General features: G+C 74.6%; 15 protein-coding genes. 7 read left to right on the forward strand and 8 right to left on the reverse strand.

Annotated elements, in window-relative coordinates; genetic code table 11:
* Positions 1-22: 22 nt before the first annotated feature.
* Positions 23-664, reverse strand: coding sequence for a response regulator (locus ABD230_RS11425; RefSeq protein WP_344373520.1), 642 nt, complete (start codon positions 662-664; stop codon positions 23-25).
* Positions 661-2376 (reverse strand): GAF domain-containing sensor histidine kinase, encoded by a 1716-nt coding sequence (locus ABD230_RS11430; protein WP_344373522.1) that lies wholly within the window; start codon positions 2374-2376, stop codon positions 661-663. The genes ABD230_RS11425 and ABD230_RS11430 overlap by 4 nt, the downstream gene beginning before the upstream one ends.
* 106 nt (positions 2377-2482) lie before the next feature.
* On the opposite strand from ABD230_RS11430, the gene ABD230_RS11435 reads away from it, so the two are divergent.
* From ABD230_RS11435 to ABD230_RS11445, 3 genes are all read left to right on the forward strand, one after another.
* Complete coding sequence (locus tag ABD230_RS11435; RefSeq protein ID WP_344373525.1) at positions 2483-3301, forward strand: universal stress protein; 819 nt, start codon at positions 2483-2485, stop codon at positions 3299-3301.
* A gap of 92 nt (positions 3302-3393) precedes the next feature.
* Positions 3394-3966 carry a hypothetical protein gene (locus tag ABD230_RS11440; protein ID WP_344373527.1) on the forward strand — a complete coding sequence of 191 codons (573 nt, stop codon included), beginning with the start codon at positions 3394-3396 and terminating at the stop codon, positions 3964-3966.
* Positions 3967-4081: 115 nt separating this feature from the next.
* Entirely contained in the window at positions 4082-5029 is a 948-nt protein-coding gene (locus ABD230_RS11445; RefSeq protein WP_344373529.1) for a phosphodiesterase, read from the forward strand.
* Between the two features lie 48 nt (positions 5030-5077).
* On the opposite strand, the gene ABD230_RS11450 is transcribed toward ABD230_RS11445, so the two are convergent.
* Positions 5078-6784, reverse strand: a complete 1707-nt coding sequence (locus ABD230_RS11450; RefSeq protein WP_425546225.1) for a stealth family protein — start codon at positions 6782-6784, stop codon at positions 5078-5080.
* Positions 6785-7026: 242 nt separating this feature from the next.
* Between ABD230_RS11450 and ABD230_RS11455 the strand changes: the two genes are divergently transcribed.
* The 3 genes from ABD230_RS11455 (at position 7027) to ABD230_RS11465 (ending at position 9491) form a co-directional block, all read left to right on the forward strand.
* Entirely contained in the window at positions 7027-8394 is a 1368-nt protein-coding gene (locus ABD230_RS11455) for an aminotransferase class V-fold PLP-dependent enzyme (protein WP_344373532.1), read from the forward strand.
* 76 nt (positions 8395-8470) lie between these two features.
* The gene (locus ABD230_RS11460; protein WP_344373534.1) at positions 8471-8920 is read left to right on the forward strand and encodes a hypothetical protein; all 450 of its coding nucleotides are present in this window, start codon (positions 8471-8473) and stop codon (positions 8918-8920) included.
* A 76-nt stretch (positions 8921-8996) separates the two neighbouring features.
* Positions 8997-9491: an FBP domain-containing protein gene (locus tag ABD230_RS11465; protein WP_344373536.1), complete on the forward strand. Its 495-nt coding sequence runs from the start codon at positions 8997-8999 to the stop codon at positions 9489-9491.
* Positions 9492-9553: 62 nt separating this feature from the next.
* On the opposite strand, the gene ABD230_RS11470 is transcribed toward ABD230_RS11465, so the two are convergent.
* Entirely contained in the window at positions 9554-10321 is a 768-nt protein-coding gene (locus tag ABD230_RS11470; protein ID WP_344373538.1) for an SGNH/GDSL hydrolase family protein, read from the reverse strand.
* 103 nt (positions 10322-10424) lie between these two features.
* On the opposite strand from ABD230_RS11470, the gene ABD230_RS11475 reads away from it, so the two are divergent.
* Complete coding sequence (locus tag ABD230_RS11475; RefSeq protein WP_344373543.1) at positions 10425-10613, forward strand: DUF1918 domain-containing protein; 189 nt, start codon at positions 10425-10427, stop codon at positions 10611-10613.
* A 16-nt stretch (positions 10614-10629) separates the two neighbouring features.
* Here ABD230_RS11475 and ABD230_RS11480 read toward each other — a convergent pair whose 3' ends face one another.
* The 4 genes from ABD230_RS11480 to ABD230_RS11495 all read right to left on the reverse strand — a co-directional run bounded on the left by ABD230_RS11480 (position 10630) and on the right by ABD230_RS11495 (position 15964).
* Positions 10630-12183, reverse strand: coding sequence for a PucR family transcriptional regulator (locus ABD230_RS11480; RefSeq protein ID WP_344373547.1), 1554 nt, complete (start codon positions 12181-12183; stop codon positions 10630-10632).
* 99 nt (positions 12184-12282) lie between these two features.
* The gene (locus tag ABD230_RS11485) at positions 12283-12903 is read right to left on the reverse strand and encodes a TetR/AcrR family transcriptional regulator (RefSeq protein ID WP_344373549.1); all 621 of its coding nucleotides are present in this window, start codon (positions 12901-12903) and stop codon (positions 12283-12285) included.
* Positions 12900-14834, reverse strand: a complete 1935-nt coding sequence (locus ABD230_RS11490; RefSeq protein ID WP_344373564.1) for an ATP-binding cassette domain-containing protein — start codon at positions 14832-14834, stop codon at positions 12900-12902. Before ABD230_RS11490 ends, ABD230_RS11485 begins: the two co-directional genes overlap by 4 nt.
* On the reverse strand, positions 14831-15964 hold the full coding sequence (locus tag ABD230_RS11495) for an ABC transporter permease (RefSeq protein WP_344373567.1): 1134 nt from the start codon (positions 15962-15964) through the stop codon (positions 14831-14833). Before ABD230_RS11495 ends, ABD230_RS11490 begins: the two co-directional genes overlap by 4 nt.
* Positions 15965-15978 lie beyond the last annotated feature (14 nt).

Consider the following 15978-nt stretch of genomic DNA (forward strand, 5'->3'; position numbering starts at 1 on the left):
CGCGGCCGCACGGGCCCGTCCGTCAGTCGTCGCCGTGCGCGCGCCGCTCCATCTGGTACACGGCCGCCTGCGTGCGCCGCTCGAAGCCGAGCTTGGACAGCAGCCCCGAGACGTAGTTCTTGACCGTCTTCTCGGCGAGGCCGAGCTGCTCGCCGATCTGGCGGTTCGTCAGTCCGTCGGCGATGAGCGCGAGCACCTGGCGCTCGCGCAGGTTGAGTGCGCTGAAGCGGGGGTCGTCGTGCTCGTCCGACGTGGCCTGCTGCGACACGCGGGTCGCGATCGAGCGGTCGATGAGCGAGCGGCCCGCCGCGACCTTGCGCACGTCCTCGACGATCGTCGTGCCGCGCACGTTCTTCAGCACGTACCCGGCGGCGCCGGCCAGCACGGCGGACATCGCGGCCTGGTCGTCGTCGTAGGCGGTGAGGATCAGGCAGGCGAGTTCGGGATGCCGCGACCGGAGTTCGCGGCACAGGTCGATGCCGTCGCCGTCGGGCAGGCGCATGTCGAGCACCGCGACGTCGGGCCGGGTCGCCTCGATGCGCGCGAGCGCCTGCACGACCGTGCCGGCCTCGCCGACGACCTCGAGGTCGTGCTCGCGATCCAGCAGTTGGGCGACGCCGCGCCGGACGATCTCGTGGTCGTCGACGAGGAACACTCGGGTCATCGGGAGTCTCCTTCGGGGGGTGTGACGGGGGCCGTCCAGCGGGCTCGGGTGCCGTCGCCGGAGCTGTCGAGCTCGAACGATCCGCCGAGGCGCTCGGCGCGCACCCGGAGGTTCTCGAGGCCGCTGCGGCGGGCGGCGCCCCCCATGCCCCGGCCGTCGTCGGCGACCTCCGCGGTGACCTTTCCGTCGCTCGCCGTGAGGGTGAGCGTCACCGAGGTCGCCTCCGCGTGCCGGACCGCGTTCGACAGCAGTTCCCGCACCGACGCCGTGAGCTCGTCGGCGAGCGCCCCCTCGGCGAGGAGGTCGACCGGGCCGGCGAACGCGACCGTGACCGGCTGCGGCAGGTGGCGCGACGCCGAACCCGCGAGGTCGAGCACGCGCAGGCGCAGCGTCGGCGCCCGGCCGTCGTGGGGCGTGAGCGCGAACACGATCGTGCGCACCTGCGCGATGGCGTCGTCGATCGCCTGGACCGCGGCGTCGAGCCGCCTGGCGACCGGCTCGTCGGCGTCCGCGCCCGCGGCTTCCAGGTCGAGGCCGGCGCCGTAGAGCTGCTGCACGACGTGGTCGTGGAGGTCGCGCGCGATGCGCGCCCGGTCCTCGAGCAGCAGCGCCCGCTGCTGCGCATCGCGGGCCTCGGCGAGCTCGTGCGCGAGCGAGACGCGCTCGGCGAGGTCGTCGGCGATCCGCATCTCCGCCGGGGTGAAGTGCGGCGCACCGGGCCGCCGTGCGGCCGCGATCACGGCCCTCGGCCGGCCCGCCTTGTGCAGCGCGGTGAAGAGCACCGGCCCGTACATCCCGTCCTGCTCGAGTGCGAGCGCCTCGGGCGCGTCGGTCCGGCCCCCCGGGGTCGCCCGGGTCTCGCCGCCCTCCAGCACGACCGCGCCGAGCGTCCGGTCGGCGGGGATCACGGACCCGGCCGGGCCCGCATCGGCCTCGACCCCGCGCAGCTCGACCACGCGCACCGCGTTGTCACCGGCCCCGACGAGGATCGCGATGCGCTCGGCGGCCTCCCTGGCCGCCAGTTCGTCGGCGAGCAGCGCGGGCGCGTCGTCGCCCGACGAGGTCAGCAGCGCCGCGACCACCTGGGCGGATGCCGCGGCCCACGCCTCGCGCATGCGCGCCTCGCCGTACCGGCGCGCGTTGTCGATCGCGAGGCCCGCCGCCGTGGCGAGCGCGGAGATCAGCTCGACATCCTCCTCGGTGAACGAGCCGCCCCGGCGATTGGTCAGGTAGAGGTTGCCGAACACCTCCTCGCGCACGCGCACCGGGACGCCGAGGAAGCAGCCCATCGGCGGGTGCCCCTCGGGGAACCCGACCGAGCGCGGGTCGCCTGAGATCTCGTCGAGCCGGATCGGGTCGGGGTGGTCGATGAGCGCGCCGAGCAGCCCGCGCCCCTCGGGGAGGTGGCCGATGCGGTGCACCAGGTCGTCCGGCATCCCGACGTGCACGAACTCCTCGAGCCCGCCCTGCGGGGCGAGCACCCCGAGCGCGCCGTACTCGGCGTCGACGAGGTCGACGGCCGATCGGACGATGCTCCGCAGCACCTCGGAGAGCTCGATCTCGCCGACGACCGACCGCGTGGCGTCGAGCAGCGCGCGCAACCGGCCCTGGGTCCGCATCACCTCGTCGGCGCGGTCCACCAGGTCGCGCAGGGCTCGATCGAGCTCGACCCGCGGACCTTCGGGGAACGACAGCGGCGATGGATGGGACATGCCACCTCCAACCGGGCGGATGGCGCCAATGTACCACCCGGGGGTTCGGCGCCCGCGAAGGACCAAAGGCCTCGGGCGGCGGTGGGGCGCGGCGGATATTGGTCCCATGACGATCGTGGTCGGCGCCGACGGGAGCGTCGCGAGCCGGGCCGCCGTGGAATGGGCCGCCCGGCGCGCGGAGCGCACCGGGGACGAGCTCGACCTCGTCACCGTCGCCGACGACGGCTGGGGGAGCATCGGCGGGTCGGCGCGCGCGGAGCTGCTCGCGACCGCCGAGGGCCTCGCCGCGCGCGAGCTGGAGGCCGCGCGACGCCTCGCCCCGAACGCGGACGTGCGCAGCACGGTCGCCGTCGGGAGCCCGATCCTCACCCTCGCCGAGGCGTCCCGCGACGCCGACGTCGTGGTCGTCGGCACGCACAAGGTCGGCTACTTCCACGGGCGGGCGATGGGGTCCCGCAGCCTGCAGCTCGCGGCGGTGGCGGCGGCGCCGACGGTGGTCGTTCCCGTGACCTCGTGGCGCGGACGCTCGGGGGTCGCCGTGGGCGTGTCCGACGGGGCCGACAGTGACGCGGCGGTGCAGTTCGCCGCCGAGGAGGCTGCGCGGCTGGGCGAACCGCTCGTGCTCCTGCGGGCCGCCGACGGCGACGTCCACGAGCGCGCGATCGAGCGGGCCGCCGAGATCGCGGCCGAGGTCTCGCCCGACCTCACCGTCGACGAGCGCAGCGCGGGCGGCAACGCCGCCGAGTCGCTCATCGGCCTGTCGCGGCGGGCGGTGCTCACGGTCACCGGCCGTCGTCTCGCCAGCCGGGGCTTCCTCCCGCTGGGGCGCACGAACTCCGACCTGCTCATGAACCTGGCCGGCCCCGTCGTCGTGGTGCCGCAGGTGGTCGTCGAGGCCTACCTCGTCGGCTGGTCGGTCGCCTGAGCCCGCTCCGCTGACCCCCGTTCGGGAGGCATCCCCAGCCTGTCGCAGGTATGCTGCACTGCGGCGGAACGACGGACGAGGCGAGAGACGGCATGGAACACCCCGGCACGGAACCGGACCCGGGCGAGGAGCGGCGCGGCCGCCACGCAGCCCCTGCGGCATCCCCGGCCGGCGGCCTGGGCCGCGTCGCGACGCGGACCACCGCGGTGATCGCCGCCGCGCTCGAGGCGGCGCACCGGCTCGTCGACCGCGTGCGGACCGGCCCCGTCCTGCCCTGGATCTCCGCCCACCGCGTCCTCGTCCTCGTGGTCGCCGCGCTCGTCGTCTCCGGCGTCGCCTTCGCCGGGACCGCCGCGCTCATCGCGCAGACGCCCGGTCCGGTCGCCGAGGGCGATGCGACCGACGCCGACCCGTCGCGGCCCCGGCCCGGATCCGACTTCGTGATGCCCGACCCGACGCCGGGCGCCGTGACCGCCTCGCCGTCGCCCACGCCGCCGTCGACCGGCGGCCCCGGCACGCCCGCCGACGATCCCTCCCTCGACCCGGCGCCGACGGCGGACCCGGAGCCCACCGGCGATCCCGCCGAGCCGACCGCCGAGCCGACCGGCAACGGGCGCCCGGACCCGCCGGGTGCGACGAACCGCCCGGACAAGAAGAAGGACTGACCGGCTCCCGCCGGCGTTCAGCTGCGTCACACTCCGCCTTCACGGGGTGTTCGGGCGCGTGTGCTGCGCTAGCGTGTGTCCACCCGGACGCACCCCGCGAACGATCGGAGCCCACGTGACGACCCGGCAGGCCGAGCACCCTCGGCCGTCGCACTTCCTGCTGCACGTCAGCGACACCCACCTGCTCGCGGGCGGCGGCCGGCTGTACGACCGCGTGTCCGCCGACCGGCACCTGCAGCAGCTGTTCGAGCAGTTCGAGGCCTCCGGCGGTCGGCCCGACGCGATCGTGTTCACGGGCGACCTCGCCGACCGCGGCGAGCCCGAGGCGTACGACCTCATCCGGCGCATCGTCGACCCCGTCGCCGCGCGCCTCGGCACGAGGGTCGTCTGGGTCATGGGCAACCACGACGAGCGCGACGCCTTCCGCCGCGGGCTGCTCGGCGACGGCATCGGCGGCGAGCGCCCCGTCGACCGCGTCGACGACGTCGACGGCCTGCGCGTCATCACGCTCGACTCGACGGTCCCGGGCCGCCATCACGGCGAGCTCGCCGACGAGCAGCTCGACTGGCTCGCCGAGGAGCTGTCGATCCCGGCGCCCCACGGCACGATCCTCGCGATGCACCACCCGCCCGTGCCGAGCGTGCTCGACCTCGCCGTGTCCGTCGAGTTGCGCGACCAGGCGGCGCTCGCCGAGGTGGTCGCCGGCAGCGACGTCCGCTCGATCATCGCCGGCCACCTGCACTACTCGTCCACGGCCACGTTCGCGGGCATCCCGGTCTCCGTCGCGTCCGCGAGCTGCTACACGCAGGACCTCACGGTCCCCGTCGGCGGCACGCGCGGCTGGGACGGCGCCCGCGCGTTCAACCTCGTGCACGTGTACCCGACGACCGTGCTGCATTCCGTGGTTCCGCTCGGCGACCACGCGCCGCTCGACTGGATCGACGCGGACGAGTCCGCGCGCCGCCTCGCCGCCGACGGCATCGCGATCCCGGACGCCGCGCCGCGCGCGATCCGTCGCGAGTCGCCGCTCACGCCGCCGGTCACCCTCTCGCTGCGCCCGTAGCGGGGTCCGCGACGCCGCCCGCCCCGCCGGCGCCCGCGACCGGACGCGTCAGGCGCTGAGGCTCGGCGCAGCGCCCGCCGCCGTGCCCGCGGCATCCGCGTCGGACTTCTCCCACGGCGCGGGGAACGGGAAGTACCGCTCGAGGAAGTCGATGACGGCCTCGGTGCGCTCCTCGACCGAGATCTCCGGGAAGCTGCCGTCGTTGAGGCAGAACATGTCGACGTCGCGGCGCTTGAGCAGCCGACGCATCGCCGGGAGCGCGCGCTTCAGGGTCGTCTCGATGTACTTGACCGTCGCATCCGTCTGCACGACCGCGCGCCCGGTCATCAGCGAGAAGTAGTGGTACAGCGAGTTCGTGACCGAGATGTCGGTCGCCGACCGGAAGCGGCTCGCCGCCGTCCGCCGGAACTCGTCGGGGAAGGTCGACTCGAGCTCGGCCATGACGCTCCGGCGGAGCGGCGCGGCGCAGTGCTCCAGGTGACGGGTGGTGACCTTGCCGAACCGGTCGCGCAGCAGCGCGCGGTTCACCCGCGCCGCGTTCTCGAAGCCGGACCGCGTCGGGTCGGAGTCGCCGAGGCCGATCCTGGTGCCCGCCTCGACGAACTTCGTCACGCCGCCGGGGGAGAAGAACAGGTCGGGGGAGACGGGGCGGCCGAAGAACATGTCGTCGTTCGAGTAGAGGAAGTGCTCCGCGATGCCGGGGATGCGGTGCAGCTGGCTCTCGACGGCGTGCGAGTTGTACGTCGGCAGCATCGAGGTGTCGGCGAACATCTCCTCGGCGCGCACGACGGTCACCTTCGGGTGCTTCGCGAGCCACGCCGGCGGGCGCGAGTCCGTGCAGATGAAGATGCGACGCACCCACGGCGCGAACAGGTAGACCGAGCGCAGCGCGTACTTCAACTCGTCGATCTGCCGGTACCGGGCCTCGGAGTCGTCGCCCTCGCCGACGACGTAGGTCTGCATGCGTCGGGCACGCTCGCGCAGGAAGTCGACGTCGGAGCCGTCGACCCACGAGAACACCATGTCGATCTCGAAATCGACGTCGCTCGCGAGCGGCTCCCACATGTGCTCGAGGGTGCGCCAGTCACGGCCGTGCAGGTGCACCGTGTCCTCGACCGCCTCCCGGCGGGGGAGCGTGCGGCGCATGAGCGCGTTCTCGATCGGGGCCTCGACGAGGTCGTCGCCGAAGCGCCAGAACTCCAGCTGCACGGCGGACTCCGCGCCGTACCGCAGGCGCCCGACCGGCTCGATGCGCGGGCGGTAGAGGCGCACGGCCTGCGGCTTCCGCGACGCCGACACGGCGCCGTCGGCGACGAGCACGTGCGGGCCCCCGGCGGCCTTCGCCGGCACCACGGTCGCGGCGTAGAGCGGCTCGTTCTCGAACGCGTGCACGAGCGCCCGGACGACGCGCTTGCGCTCGGCACGATCGACCGCGAGGACGGGCCGGCCGCCGTCCCGCCGGACGAGGAGGTAGTCGATCCCGGCGCGGTCGAGGGCGGCCGCGACGTCGAGCAGGTCCTCGACCATCGACTCGTGCGGCGTGGCGTGCCCGTTGACGAGCGCGTACTGCCCGCGGCGCACGACGAGGTCGTCGCGGTCGAATCGGGCGTGCTCGGCGTCGGGTGCGACGAGCACGAGCTCGGGGGCGCCGCTCAGCTGCAGTCCGCGGTCGGCGTCCGAACGACGCCGATGGAAGGCGTCGCCGTCGGGCGAGGTGCGGTCGTCGCGTGGCGCGTCGGGCTCGTTCGTCGTCACGTCGTGGGGTGCTCCCGGATCGGTGGGCGGATGGCGCGAGGGCGCCGGATGGCTCAATCGTACGACCGTCCCAGCCGCCCCGGACGCCACGGCCGACCTCCGGTGCGACGGGCCGCGCGGCGCCGCGAGGACGCCGTCGTGTTGCGTCGCGTTGCGGGCCGTGACGCCTCGTGACGGCGGGGCGTTGAGGGCGTCGCGTCGGCTTCCCTAGCCTCGACGCACCCGTCCGCCAGGAGGCCGCCATGTCCACGACCCAGCCCGCCGTCGCCGTTGCGAGTGCCGCACCCGCATCGCGCGCGAGGTCGGGCGCGTCCGACGCGGCCCGAGCGGCGGCGACGGGACCGGGGCCGCTCGCCGACCTGCTCGACGCCGGGCTCGAGGTCCCGGTGCTCGGCGGTGGGCTCGTGCGACACGTGAACCTCGACGTCGCGGCATCCGCTCCGGCGCTCGCGGCGGTCGCCGCGCACGTCGCGCGGGTGCTCCCGTACTCGGCGAGCGTGCACCGCGGCACCGGCTACCCCTCGCAGGCGTGCACGGCGCTGCTCGAGGACGCGAGGATCGTCGTGGCGCGGCACGTCGGCGCGCGGCTCGACGACCACGTCGTCTTCACCCGCAACACGACCGACGCGCTCAACCTGCTCGCGGGCGCCGTGCCCGGCGAGACCGTCGTGCTCGACGTCGAGCACCACGCCAACCTGCTGCCCTGGGAGCGGCGCGGACGACGCGTCGTCGTCGCCGGACGCACGTTCGCCGAGACGCTGGGCGACCTGGATGCCGAGCTCGCCCGCCGCCCGGCCGCGTTGCTCTCGGTGACGGGGGCGTCGAACCTCACCGGCGAGGTCGTGCCGCTCGCCGACCTCGCCGCGCTCGCCCACGGGCACGGCGCTCGCCTGGCGGTGGATGCCGCGCAGCTGCTGCCGCACCGGCGCGTCGACCTCGCGGCCTCCGGCATCGACTACCTCGCGTTCTCGGGGCACAAGGCCTACGCGCCCTACGGCGCCGGGGCGCTCGTCGGCCGCGGCGACTGGCTCGACGCGGCGCCCGCGTACCTCGCCGGCGGGGGCGCCGTGGACGCGGTGTCGATCGCGGCGACGACCTGGAAGGCCGGACCCGAGCGGCACGAGGCGGGCACGCCGAACCTCGTCGGCGCGACGGCGCTCGCCCGGGCGCTCGTCGAGTTCGAACGCCTCGGCGAGGCGGCGCGTCGCGACCACGAGCGGGCGCTCACGGCGCGGCTGCTCGGCGGCCTCGCGGAGGTCCCCGGGGTCCGCGTGCTGCGCGGGTTCGACGACCTCGACGACCGGCTCGGCATCGCCACGATCGAGCTGGAACAGGGGTCGGTCGGGCTCGTGGCGGCGGCGCTCGCGGCCGAGCACGGCATCTCGGTGCGTGCCGGGCGGTTCTGCGCGCACCCGTTCTTCGACCGGATCGCCGGCCGCGCGAACGGGCTCCGGGCGAGCCTCGGTGCGGGCTCGTCGGCGGACGACGTCGACCGGTTCCTCGAGGCGCTCGCCGAGCTCGTCGCCGACGGCCCCGCGCAGGCGTACGACCGGACGCCGGCGGGATGGTGCCCGCGCACCGACGACCGGCCGCGGCCGAGCTTCGGCTGACCGCGCCCGTGCGTGGCGGCCCGCGCACCGCGCGCGTGCCCCCGGTCGGACGGACCCGGTCTGCTTGACTGGCCCGATGCAGGCCGATCACCCGTCCGACACGGCATCCGCGCCCGCGTCGGCGACCGAGCGCGTCCGCGTCCGCTGGTACCGTCGGCGGCCGCCGGCCGGGCTCGGGCGGTCCGACCGGATCGTCTGGTGGTGCGGCCACGCGCAGCTCTTCCTCGCCGCCGCCCTGCTCCCGATCGGCCTGGTCCTCGTGCTACCGGCACGGCCGATCGAGGCGCCGTTCGCGGTCGTGCTCGTCGGCCTCGCCATGATCGCGCTCGCCGGCCCGGTCGCGATCTCGGGACGACTCCTGAGGGCCGCGCCCCGAGGCCTGGCGGGGCTGCACGGCGGGTGGCGCGTCGTCGCGCTGGTCGCCTGGGTGCTCGCGACCGCACTCGTCGCGACGGTCGCGGTCGCGGCCTGCGTGCCCGCGGCCGCGTACGGGTGGCTCTGGATCGGGAACGGCATCCGCTTCTGACGGGCGGCCCCTCGGTGCCGGCGGGTCGGCGTGCTCGGCGGACGCGCCTACACTGGGTCGGGTCGAAGGGGGTCGGATGCGTCCGCTCAGCGAGGACGAGCTCCGGTCGTCGTTCGTGAACGCGACCGATCGGGAGCTCGACGAACTCGAACTGCCGCTGGAGTACCTGCTGGTCGAGTGGGACCGGGTCGACGCGCTCGCCTGGCGCGATCGCCGCGCCTCCCGGCGCGGCTACCTCGTCACGCTCATCGACGACGAGCCCGTCGGGGTCGTGCTGCGTGCCGCCGATCCGCCCGCGTCGCGGTTCCGCGCCGGGATGTGCAACCTCTGCCACACGCAGCAGCCCGCCAACCAGGTCACCATGTTCTCGGCGCGCCGCGCGGGCGAGGCCGGCCGCAACGGGAACACCATCGGCACGTACCTCTGCAGCGACCTGTCGTGCCAGGAGAACGTGCGCCTGCGTGCACCGCTCGCGCCCGCGGAGGTCCGGAGCGGGTCGCACGCCGTCGCCCGGATCGACGGGCTCGCGCGGCGCACGCGCGCGTTCGTCGAGGGCGTGCTCGCCGACTGACGGCTCGGGCCCGCCGGTCCGGCCCGGGGCCTCGGGTCGGGCCCTCGGGTCGGGCCCTCGGCTCAGGCGTCCAGCAGCACCGGCTCGAGCGTCGGCCGCTTCGCGACCCGGCCGTCGCCGGACGAGCGGCCGGTGAGCCGGCGCCCGATCCACGGCAGCACGTACTCGCGGTAGTACGTCGCGGTGTTGCGGCTGCGCTTTCCCGCCGGGGCGGCCGCGACCTCGGCGACGCCCCACTCCTCCGGCACGGGCACGCCGAGCGCGGTGAGCACGTTCGAGGCGACCTTCGCATGGCCGAGCGAGTTGAGGTGGAGCTTGTCGGGCGACCAGTAGCGGATGTCGCGCAGCGTGCGGTCGCTGAAGTTGTCGACGAACGTGACGCCGTCGAGGTCGGCGAGGTCGCGCAGCGCGTGCGTGAGGCGAGCGCCGCGCGAGTCGAAGACGCGACCGAGCGGCAGGTGGTCGGTCGGGTTCGCGCCGCTCAGCATGAGCACGTGGATGCCCTCGTCGCGGATGCGGTGGATGGCCTGCCGGAACCGGTTCGCGACCAGTTCCTCGGGCATGCGGGGGCGCAGCATGTCGTTGCCGCCGCCGTTGAAGCTGATGACCTCGGGGCCGAGCGCGATCGCCGCCTCGAGCTGCTCCTCGACGATCGGGCCCAGCTTGCGGCCGCGGATCGCGAGGTTCGCGTAGCGGACGGTCTCGGGGTCGGCGGCCTTGGCGAGGCCGAGGGCGACGAAGTCCGCCCAGCCGCGCGCGACGCCGTCGGGGAGCTCGTCGCCGACGCCCTCGGTGAAGCTGTCGCCGATGGCCGCGTAGGAGTGGAACATGCCCTCCACGCTATCGCCCGGCGCCCGGGGGTCGGCCGGGCCGTCGGACCTACCGGGCCGCGGCGGGGCGGCGTACCCTGACGAGTGGACGAGGAGGTTCGCGATGCAGGCGACGGTCGGCGATCGACTGGTCATCCACGGCAAGCAGGTGGGCAGCACGGAGCGGCACGGCGAGGTCCTGGAGGTCCGGGGCGCCGACGGCGGCCCGCCCTACCTCGTGCGCTTCGACGACGGCCACGAGACCCTGCTCTACCCGGGCAGCGACTGCGAACTGGAGCACGCGACGAGCTGACGCGTCGCGGCGCGCGTCACTCGGTCGCGAGGAGCGCTGCCCAGAGGTCGGCGCGGGCGTGGAAGCCCGACAGGTCGCGGCCGAGCAGCTTCTCCGCCAGGGCGATCCGGCTGCGCACCGTGTGGCGGTGCACGCCGAGTTCCTGCGCCGTCGCGTCGAACTGTCCGCCGTGCTCGAGCCACGTGCGCGTCGTCTCGAGCAGTGCGGTGCCCTGCTCGCGGTCGTGGTCGATGAGCGGCTCGAGCGTGGCGCGCGCGACGGCGCGCGCGTCGGTGCGGGCGAGGAACGCGAGCACGCCCTGTCGGCTGATGTCGTCGAACCAGACCACGCCGGGCGCGGTCTCCCGTGCGCGCTCGACGGCGCGCGTCGCCTGCTCGTGCAGCCGAGCGAGGTCGGCGAGGGTGCCGGCGTCGGAGACGCCGACGGGGACGTCGAACTCCGCTGCGAGCTCGTCCGACACCTCGCGATCCGCGTCCTCGCAGACGATCACGACGGACTCCGCGTCGCGGCCGAAGAAGAGCCGCCCGTCGCGGTCGTCGACGCGCAGCTCGAGGAACTCCGCCATCCGGTCCGCGTGGTCGGGCGGGAGGTCGGCGACGGCGACCCGCACGGGATCCTCCGGCAGCGGTCCCCACATCTCCGCCGACACCCCGGCGGCGAGCTCGACGTCGCCCGCCAGCATCGACCGCAGCAGTCCGGAGCGCAGGTGGCCGCGCGCGCGGTCGAGGTCCCGGTTCTGCTCCAGCGCGAGGCCGGCGAGGGCGATGACCGCGGTGACCACCTCACGACCGGCCTGGTCGAGCTCGGGGGAGTCGCCGATGGCGAGCACGCCGCGCAGCGCGCCGCCGGCGCCGAGCGTCTGCAGCGTCATCCGCTGTGGCGTGCCGATCGACGCACCGGCCTCGAGGGTCCGGCTCGCGCGCTGGCCGCGCCGCAGCATCGTGCGCGCCTCGCCCACGACCTCGCCGAGCGCGGGCTGCCCGAGCCCGCCGATCGGCGCCTCGCGATCGAGGGCGCCGGCGGCGTCGACGAGGCCGACCCAGGTGCCCAGCCGGTTGCTGAGTTCGGTGAGCGTCGCGCCCAGCCCGTCCGGGCGGAGCGCGGCCAGTGAGATCGAACGCTGCGCCTGGAGCGCCCACGCCTGCCGCGCGTTGGCGTCGGCGGCGTTGAGGTCGGCGATCGTGCGCGCGACGCGGATGAACGGGGTGCGGTACGGGACCTCGAACAGGGGCAGGCCGTGCCGCGCGCAGGCCTCGACGAGGACGGCGGGCGTGCCGTCGCGGACGACCTCGGTACCGAACCCGAGGGCGGCGATGCCCGCACCCGCCAGGCGGGAGACGTACTCGTCGAAGCGCGCAGGGTCGTCGTGTCCGGAGTCGGCGCCGAACTGCGTGCCCGTGGTGAGCAGGACCTGTCCCGTCTCGAGGAACGGGGCGGGGTCGTCGAGGTCGGAGCTGTGCACCCACGGCACGGTCGCGTCGAGGGCGGCGTCGGGAAGCGAGGCCGCGTCCGTCAGGAGCGTCAGCGCGAGGTCGTCGCGGTCGAGCAGGGTCCGGACGGTGGGCTTCACGGGTGCCTCCTCGAATGTACGCGGCGTCGAGCACGGTGGGTTCGAGTGTACAGCGAGGAGAGAGTCGCGGACCGATGCGCCCGGCGTCGCCGGGTGGGCTCACTCGTTCCGGTCGTCGACGATCGGCCCGGTCAGGTAGTGCTGCACCGTGGGGGCGACGTGCGCGACCACCCATTCGTGGTCGGCGGATGCCAGCGGCTCCAGCCGGAGGAAGTAGCGGGCCATGATGAGGCCGATCACCTGGCTCGCGGCGAGCGACGCACGCTGCGCGAGCCGCTCCGGGTCGGGCTCGCCGTCCCGGGACTCCGGCGCCACCCGGCGGACCACCGGCATGATGGCCCGGGACAGCAGGAACTGCCGGATGCCGTCGGCGTACCCGGGATCCTGCACCGCGCTGCGCAGCATCGCCCGGAAGCCCACCCCGAGCGGGCCCTCCCAGAGGTCGAGCATCGTCGAGACGAGCACGCGGCCCACCTCCTCGGGTGGTGCGTGCCGGACCGGCGCGGCGAGCCGGAACGGGTCGAAGGGCAGCTCGAGCACCGCCTGCCAGAGCCCCGCCTTCGACCCGAAGTGGTGGCGGATCATGCCCGGGTCCACGCCCGCACGAGCGGCGATGCGCCGGGTGGTCGCCCCCTCGACCCCACGCTCGGCGAACTCGTGGCGGGCGGCCTCGACGAGCTCGTCGCGCGTCGTGGACCGGCCCGGGCGCCGCCCGATCACGACGCGACCGCCGACTCCGCGGCACTCCCCGGAGCGCGGTCGAGCAGCACCATCGTCTCCTCGAGCGTCGGCGCCACCGCGTCGACGGCGGCCTCGATGCGCCGTGCGGCGAGCGCGGCGCGCACGTCGTCGGACGGCACGCCGGCCACGCGGATGTCCCGACCGGTCAGCATGGTGGGCAGGCCCGCGTCGCCGAGCGCCGCGAAGGCGGCCTCCCACTGCTCCGAACGGACCAGCACGGCCGTGGTGCCCGCGGTGAGGTCGCCGACCGATCCCACGCCGAGCAGGCGTCCCCGCGACATCAGTGCGAGCCGCGAGCACTGCTCGGCCTCCTGCAGGTAGTGCGTCGTGACGATCACGCCGCGGCCGCGCGCCGCCTGCTCGTGGATGACGTCCCAGAGGCGTGCCCGGGCGAGCGGGTCGACGCCCGACGTCGGCTCGTCGAGGACGAGCAGCTCCGGGCCGTGACTGAGCGCGAGGGCGAACGCGAGCTGACGCTGCCGGCCCAGCCCGATCGCGGCGACGATGGATCGGCGCACCTCCTCGAGCGCGCGCGGCAGCTCGGCGGGCGGTCCGCCGTAGACCCGCTCGGTGAACTCGACGTTCTGCTCGACCTCGATGGTCCGGAACAGGCCGAGGCCCTGCGGCACGTAGCCCATCCGCCGTCGCGCCTCGCTGTCGGGCGGCCCGCCGAAGAGGGCGGTGGTACCGGCATCCGGTCGTTCCAGGCCGATGAGCATGCGCAGGAACGTCGTCTTGCCCGCGCCGTTGGCGCCGATCAGGCCCACGATCTCGCCCGCGTCGACCGCGAGGCTCATGTCGTCGACGGCCCGGGTGCTGCCGTACGTCCGCGTGGCGCCCTCGGCATCGGCCAGCACGTTCCCACCGGGCCCGCGCTCGGGCTCGGACGGCTCCGAGATCGGCGTCGCCGCAGGGCCGGGCGCGCGGTGCCGCGCATGGGCGTGGGCGTGCGCCTCGGTGCGGGACTCGACGTGGGCTCCGGTGTGGGACTCGTCGTGGGTGGGAGCGGCTTCGGCCGTTCCACCGCCCTCGGGCGCCGCAGGCGTCGACCGACGGCGGAGCGTCAGGGCGATCAGCGCGTCCTCCAGGTCCGGGCGCCCGATGGGCGAGGCGCCCGCAGGGGCTCCGCCCTCCGGGTACCAGGCGTGGCGACGCACCCCGCGCCGCCAGGCGTTCGCCGGGGTCTCGACCCCGTCGCCGTCCGTCGGGAGCACGGCGATCACGCCGGGCACGCCCGCGATGATCTCGTCGGCCGAGCCCGAGGCGATCACGCGGCCCTGGTCGAGCGCGAGCACGGCACCGGCGCGCTGCGCCTCGTCGAGGTACGACGTCGACATGAGCACGGCGGCGCCGCCGGCCGCGATGCCGGAGACGAGCCGCCACAGTTCGACGCGGCTCACCGGATCGACGCCCGTGCTCGGCTCGTCGAGGATGACGAGGTCGGGATCGTGCAGGATCGCGAGCACGAAGCCGAGCTTCTGCCGCATCCCGCCGGAGAGGTCGCGGCCGAGCTTCATGCGCGCCTCGGCCAGGCCGGCCCGTTCGAGCAGTTCCGGTGCGCGCTCGCGGATCGCCCGCGAGGCCATCCCATAGGAGCGCCCGACGAAGTCGACGTTCTCGGAGACGGTGAGGTTGCCCCACACGCCGGACGTCGCGGGCTGGTACCCGAGCCGGTCGGCTCCGAGCGTGCGCACCCGTCCCGTCGACGGCCGGATCCGGTTCGCGAACACGCGCAGCAGCGTCGACTTGCCGGCCCCGTCGCCGCCCACCACCGCGGTGACGCGGCCCGCGGGCACCTCGAGGCTCACGTCGTCGAGCGCGCGGACGTCGCCGAACCCGACGGAGATCCCCTCGACGGCGATCGCGGGAACCCGGCGCGTCGTCCGCTGCGCGGCACCGGTCGCGCTCATCGGCCGGCTCCGACCGGCTCGGCGACCGCCTCGGGGCGGGCCTTCGACACCGCCGGGGCGAGGCTCCGGCGGAGCCGGACGACCGCGAGGCCGAACACGACCACGGCCATCACCGCGAGCACGGTGAGGGGCAGCCACAGCACGTCCCACCCGGCGCCGCGCACCATGACGCCCTGCGAGACCATCGTGAAGTAGGTCAGCGGCAGGAGGTACCCGATCCAGCGCACCCCGGCGGCCATCGCGTCGAGCGGGAAGATCATGCCGGAGAGCAGGATCTGGGGTAGGAGGGTCATCATCGCGAGCTGGATCGCCTGTCCCGTCGTCTGCGACACGGTCGAGATGAGCACGCCGATGCCGAGTACCACGAAGAGGAAGAGCGCGGCACCGACGATGAAGAGCCCGACGGGCCCGTTGAACGGCACGTCGAACAGCAACAGGCCGAGCACCGTGATGAGCGCCATGTCGAGGCTCGCCAGGAGGAAGTAGGGCGTGATCTTGCCCAGGATGACGCCGCTCGCCCGCAGCGGCATGACGGCCAGCTGCTCGAGCGTGCCCGCCTCGCGCTCGCGGACGAGGCCGATGCTCGTGATGATCGTGCCGATGAACGTGAGGATCAGCCCGATGATCGCGGGGACCATGACCCAGGCGGTCGTGAGGTCGGGGTTGAACAGCACCTCGGTCTCGAGGCTCGGGCCCTGCACGGGCTGGCCCTGCGCGGCGGCCTGGATCTGCTGCTGGGCCAGCATCTGCTGCACCTGCGCGAAGAGCGTGAGCGCGGACTGGGCCGCGAAGAGGTTCGATCCGTCGATGTAGGCCGTCCAGGTGTCGCCGTCGGCGAGGATCGCGATGTCGGACTCGTCGTCGCGGAGCACCTCCTCGGCGGTGTCGGCGTCGCCGCCGGGATCGGTCGCGACCACCTCGAGTCGGTCGGACAGGTCGGCGTTCCCGTCGATGAGGTCCTCGACGTCCTGCGCGGAGCTGCCGACGACCGTCACCGTGAGGTGCTCGACGTTGAAGTTCGCGGCGTACCCGAAGATCACGAGCAGCAGCAGGGGGAGCACGATCAGCATCGCGAGGGTGCGGTGGTCGCGGCGGAGTTCCTGGAATTCCTTGAGCATGACGGCGCGCATGCGCGCATTATTCA

Source organism: Agromyces tropicus (genome assembly GCF_039531345.1).
GTDB classification, from domain to species: Bacteria; Actinomycetota; Actinomycetes; order Actinomycetales; family Microbacteriaceae; genus Agromyces; species Agromyces tropicus.

What these genes read in the sequence shown, in the direction of transcription:
- ABD230_RS11435 (WP_344373525.1), top strand. Translation starts at nt 2,483, where the DNA reads ATGACGATCGTGGTCGGCGCCGACGGGAGCGTCGCGAGCCGGGCCGCC.
- ABD230_RS11490 (WP_344373564.1), bottom strand. Translation starts at nt 14,834, where the DNA reads ATGAGCGCGACCGGTGCCGCGCAGCGGACGACGCGCCGGGTTCCCGCG.
- ABD230_RS11455 (WP_344373532.1), top strand. Translation starts at nt 7,027, where the DNA reads ATGTCCACGACCCAGCCCGCCGTCGCCGTTGCGAGTGCCGCACCCGCA.
- ABD230_RS11465 (WP_344373536.1), top strand. Translation starts at nt 8,997, where the DNA reads ATGCGTCCGCTCAGCGAGGACGAGCTCCGGTCGTCGTTCGTGAACGCG.
- ABD230_RS11440 (WP_344373527.1), top strand. Translation starts at nt 3,394, where the DNA reads ATGGAACACCCCGGCACGGAACCGGACCCGGGCGAGGAGCGGCGCGGC.
- ABD230_RS11475 (WP_344373543.1), top strand. Translation starts at nt 10,425, where the DNA reads ATGCAGGCGACGGTCGGCGATCGACTGGTCATCCACGGCAAGCAGGTG.
- ABD230_RS11430 (WP_344373522.1), bottom strand. Translation starts at nt 2,376, where the DNA reads ATGTCCCATCCATCGCCGCTGTCGTTCCCCGAAGGTCCGCGGGTCGAG.
- ABD230_RS11495 (WP_344373567.1), bottom strand. Translation starts at nt 15,964, where the DNA reads ATGCGCGCCGTCATGCTCAAGGAATTCCAGGAACTCCGCCGCGACCAC.
- ABD230_RS11470 (WP_344373538.1), bottom strand. Translation starts at nt 10,321, where the DNA reads ATGTTCCACTCCTACGCGGCCATCGGCGACAGCTTCACCGAGGGCGTC.
- ABD230_RS11460 (WP_344373534.1), top strand. Translation starts at nt 8,471, where the DNA reads ATGCAGGCCGATCACCCGTCCGACACGGCATCCGCGCCCGCGTCGGCG.
- ABD230_RS11425 (WP_344373520.1), bottom strand. Translation starts at nt 664, where the DNA reads ATGACCCGAGTGTTCCTCGTCGACGACCACGAGATCGTCCGGCGCGGC.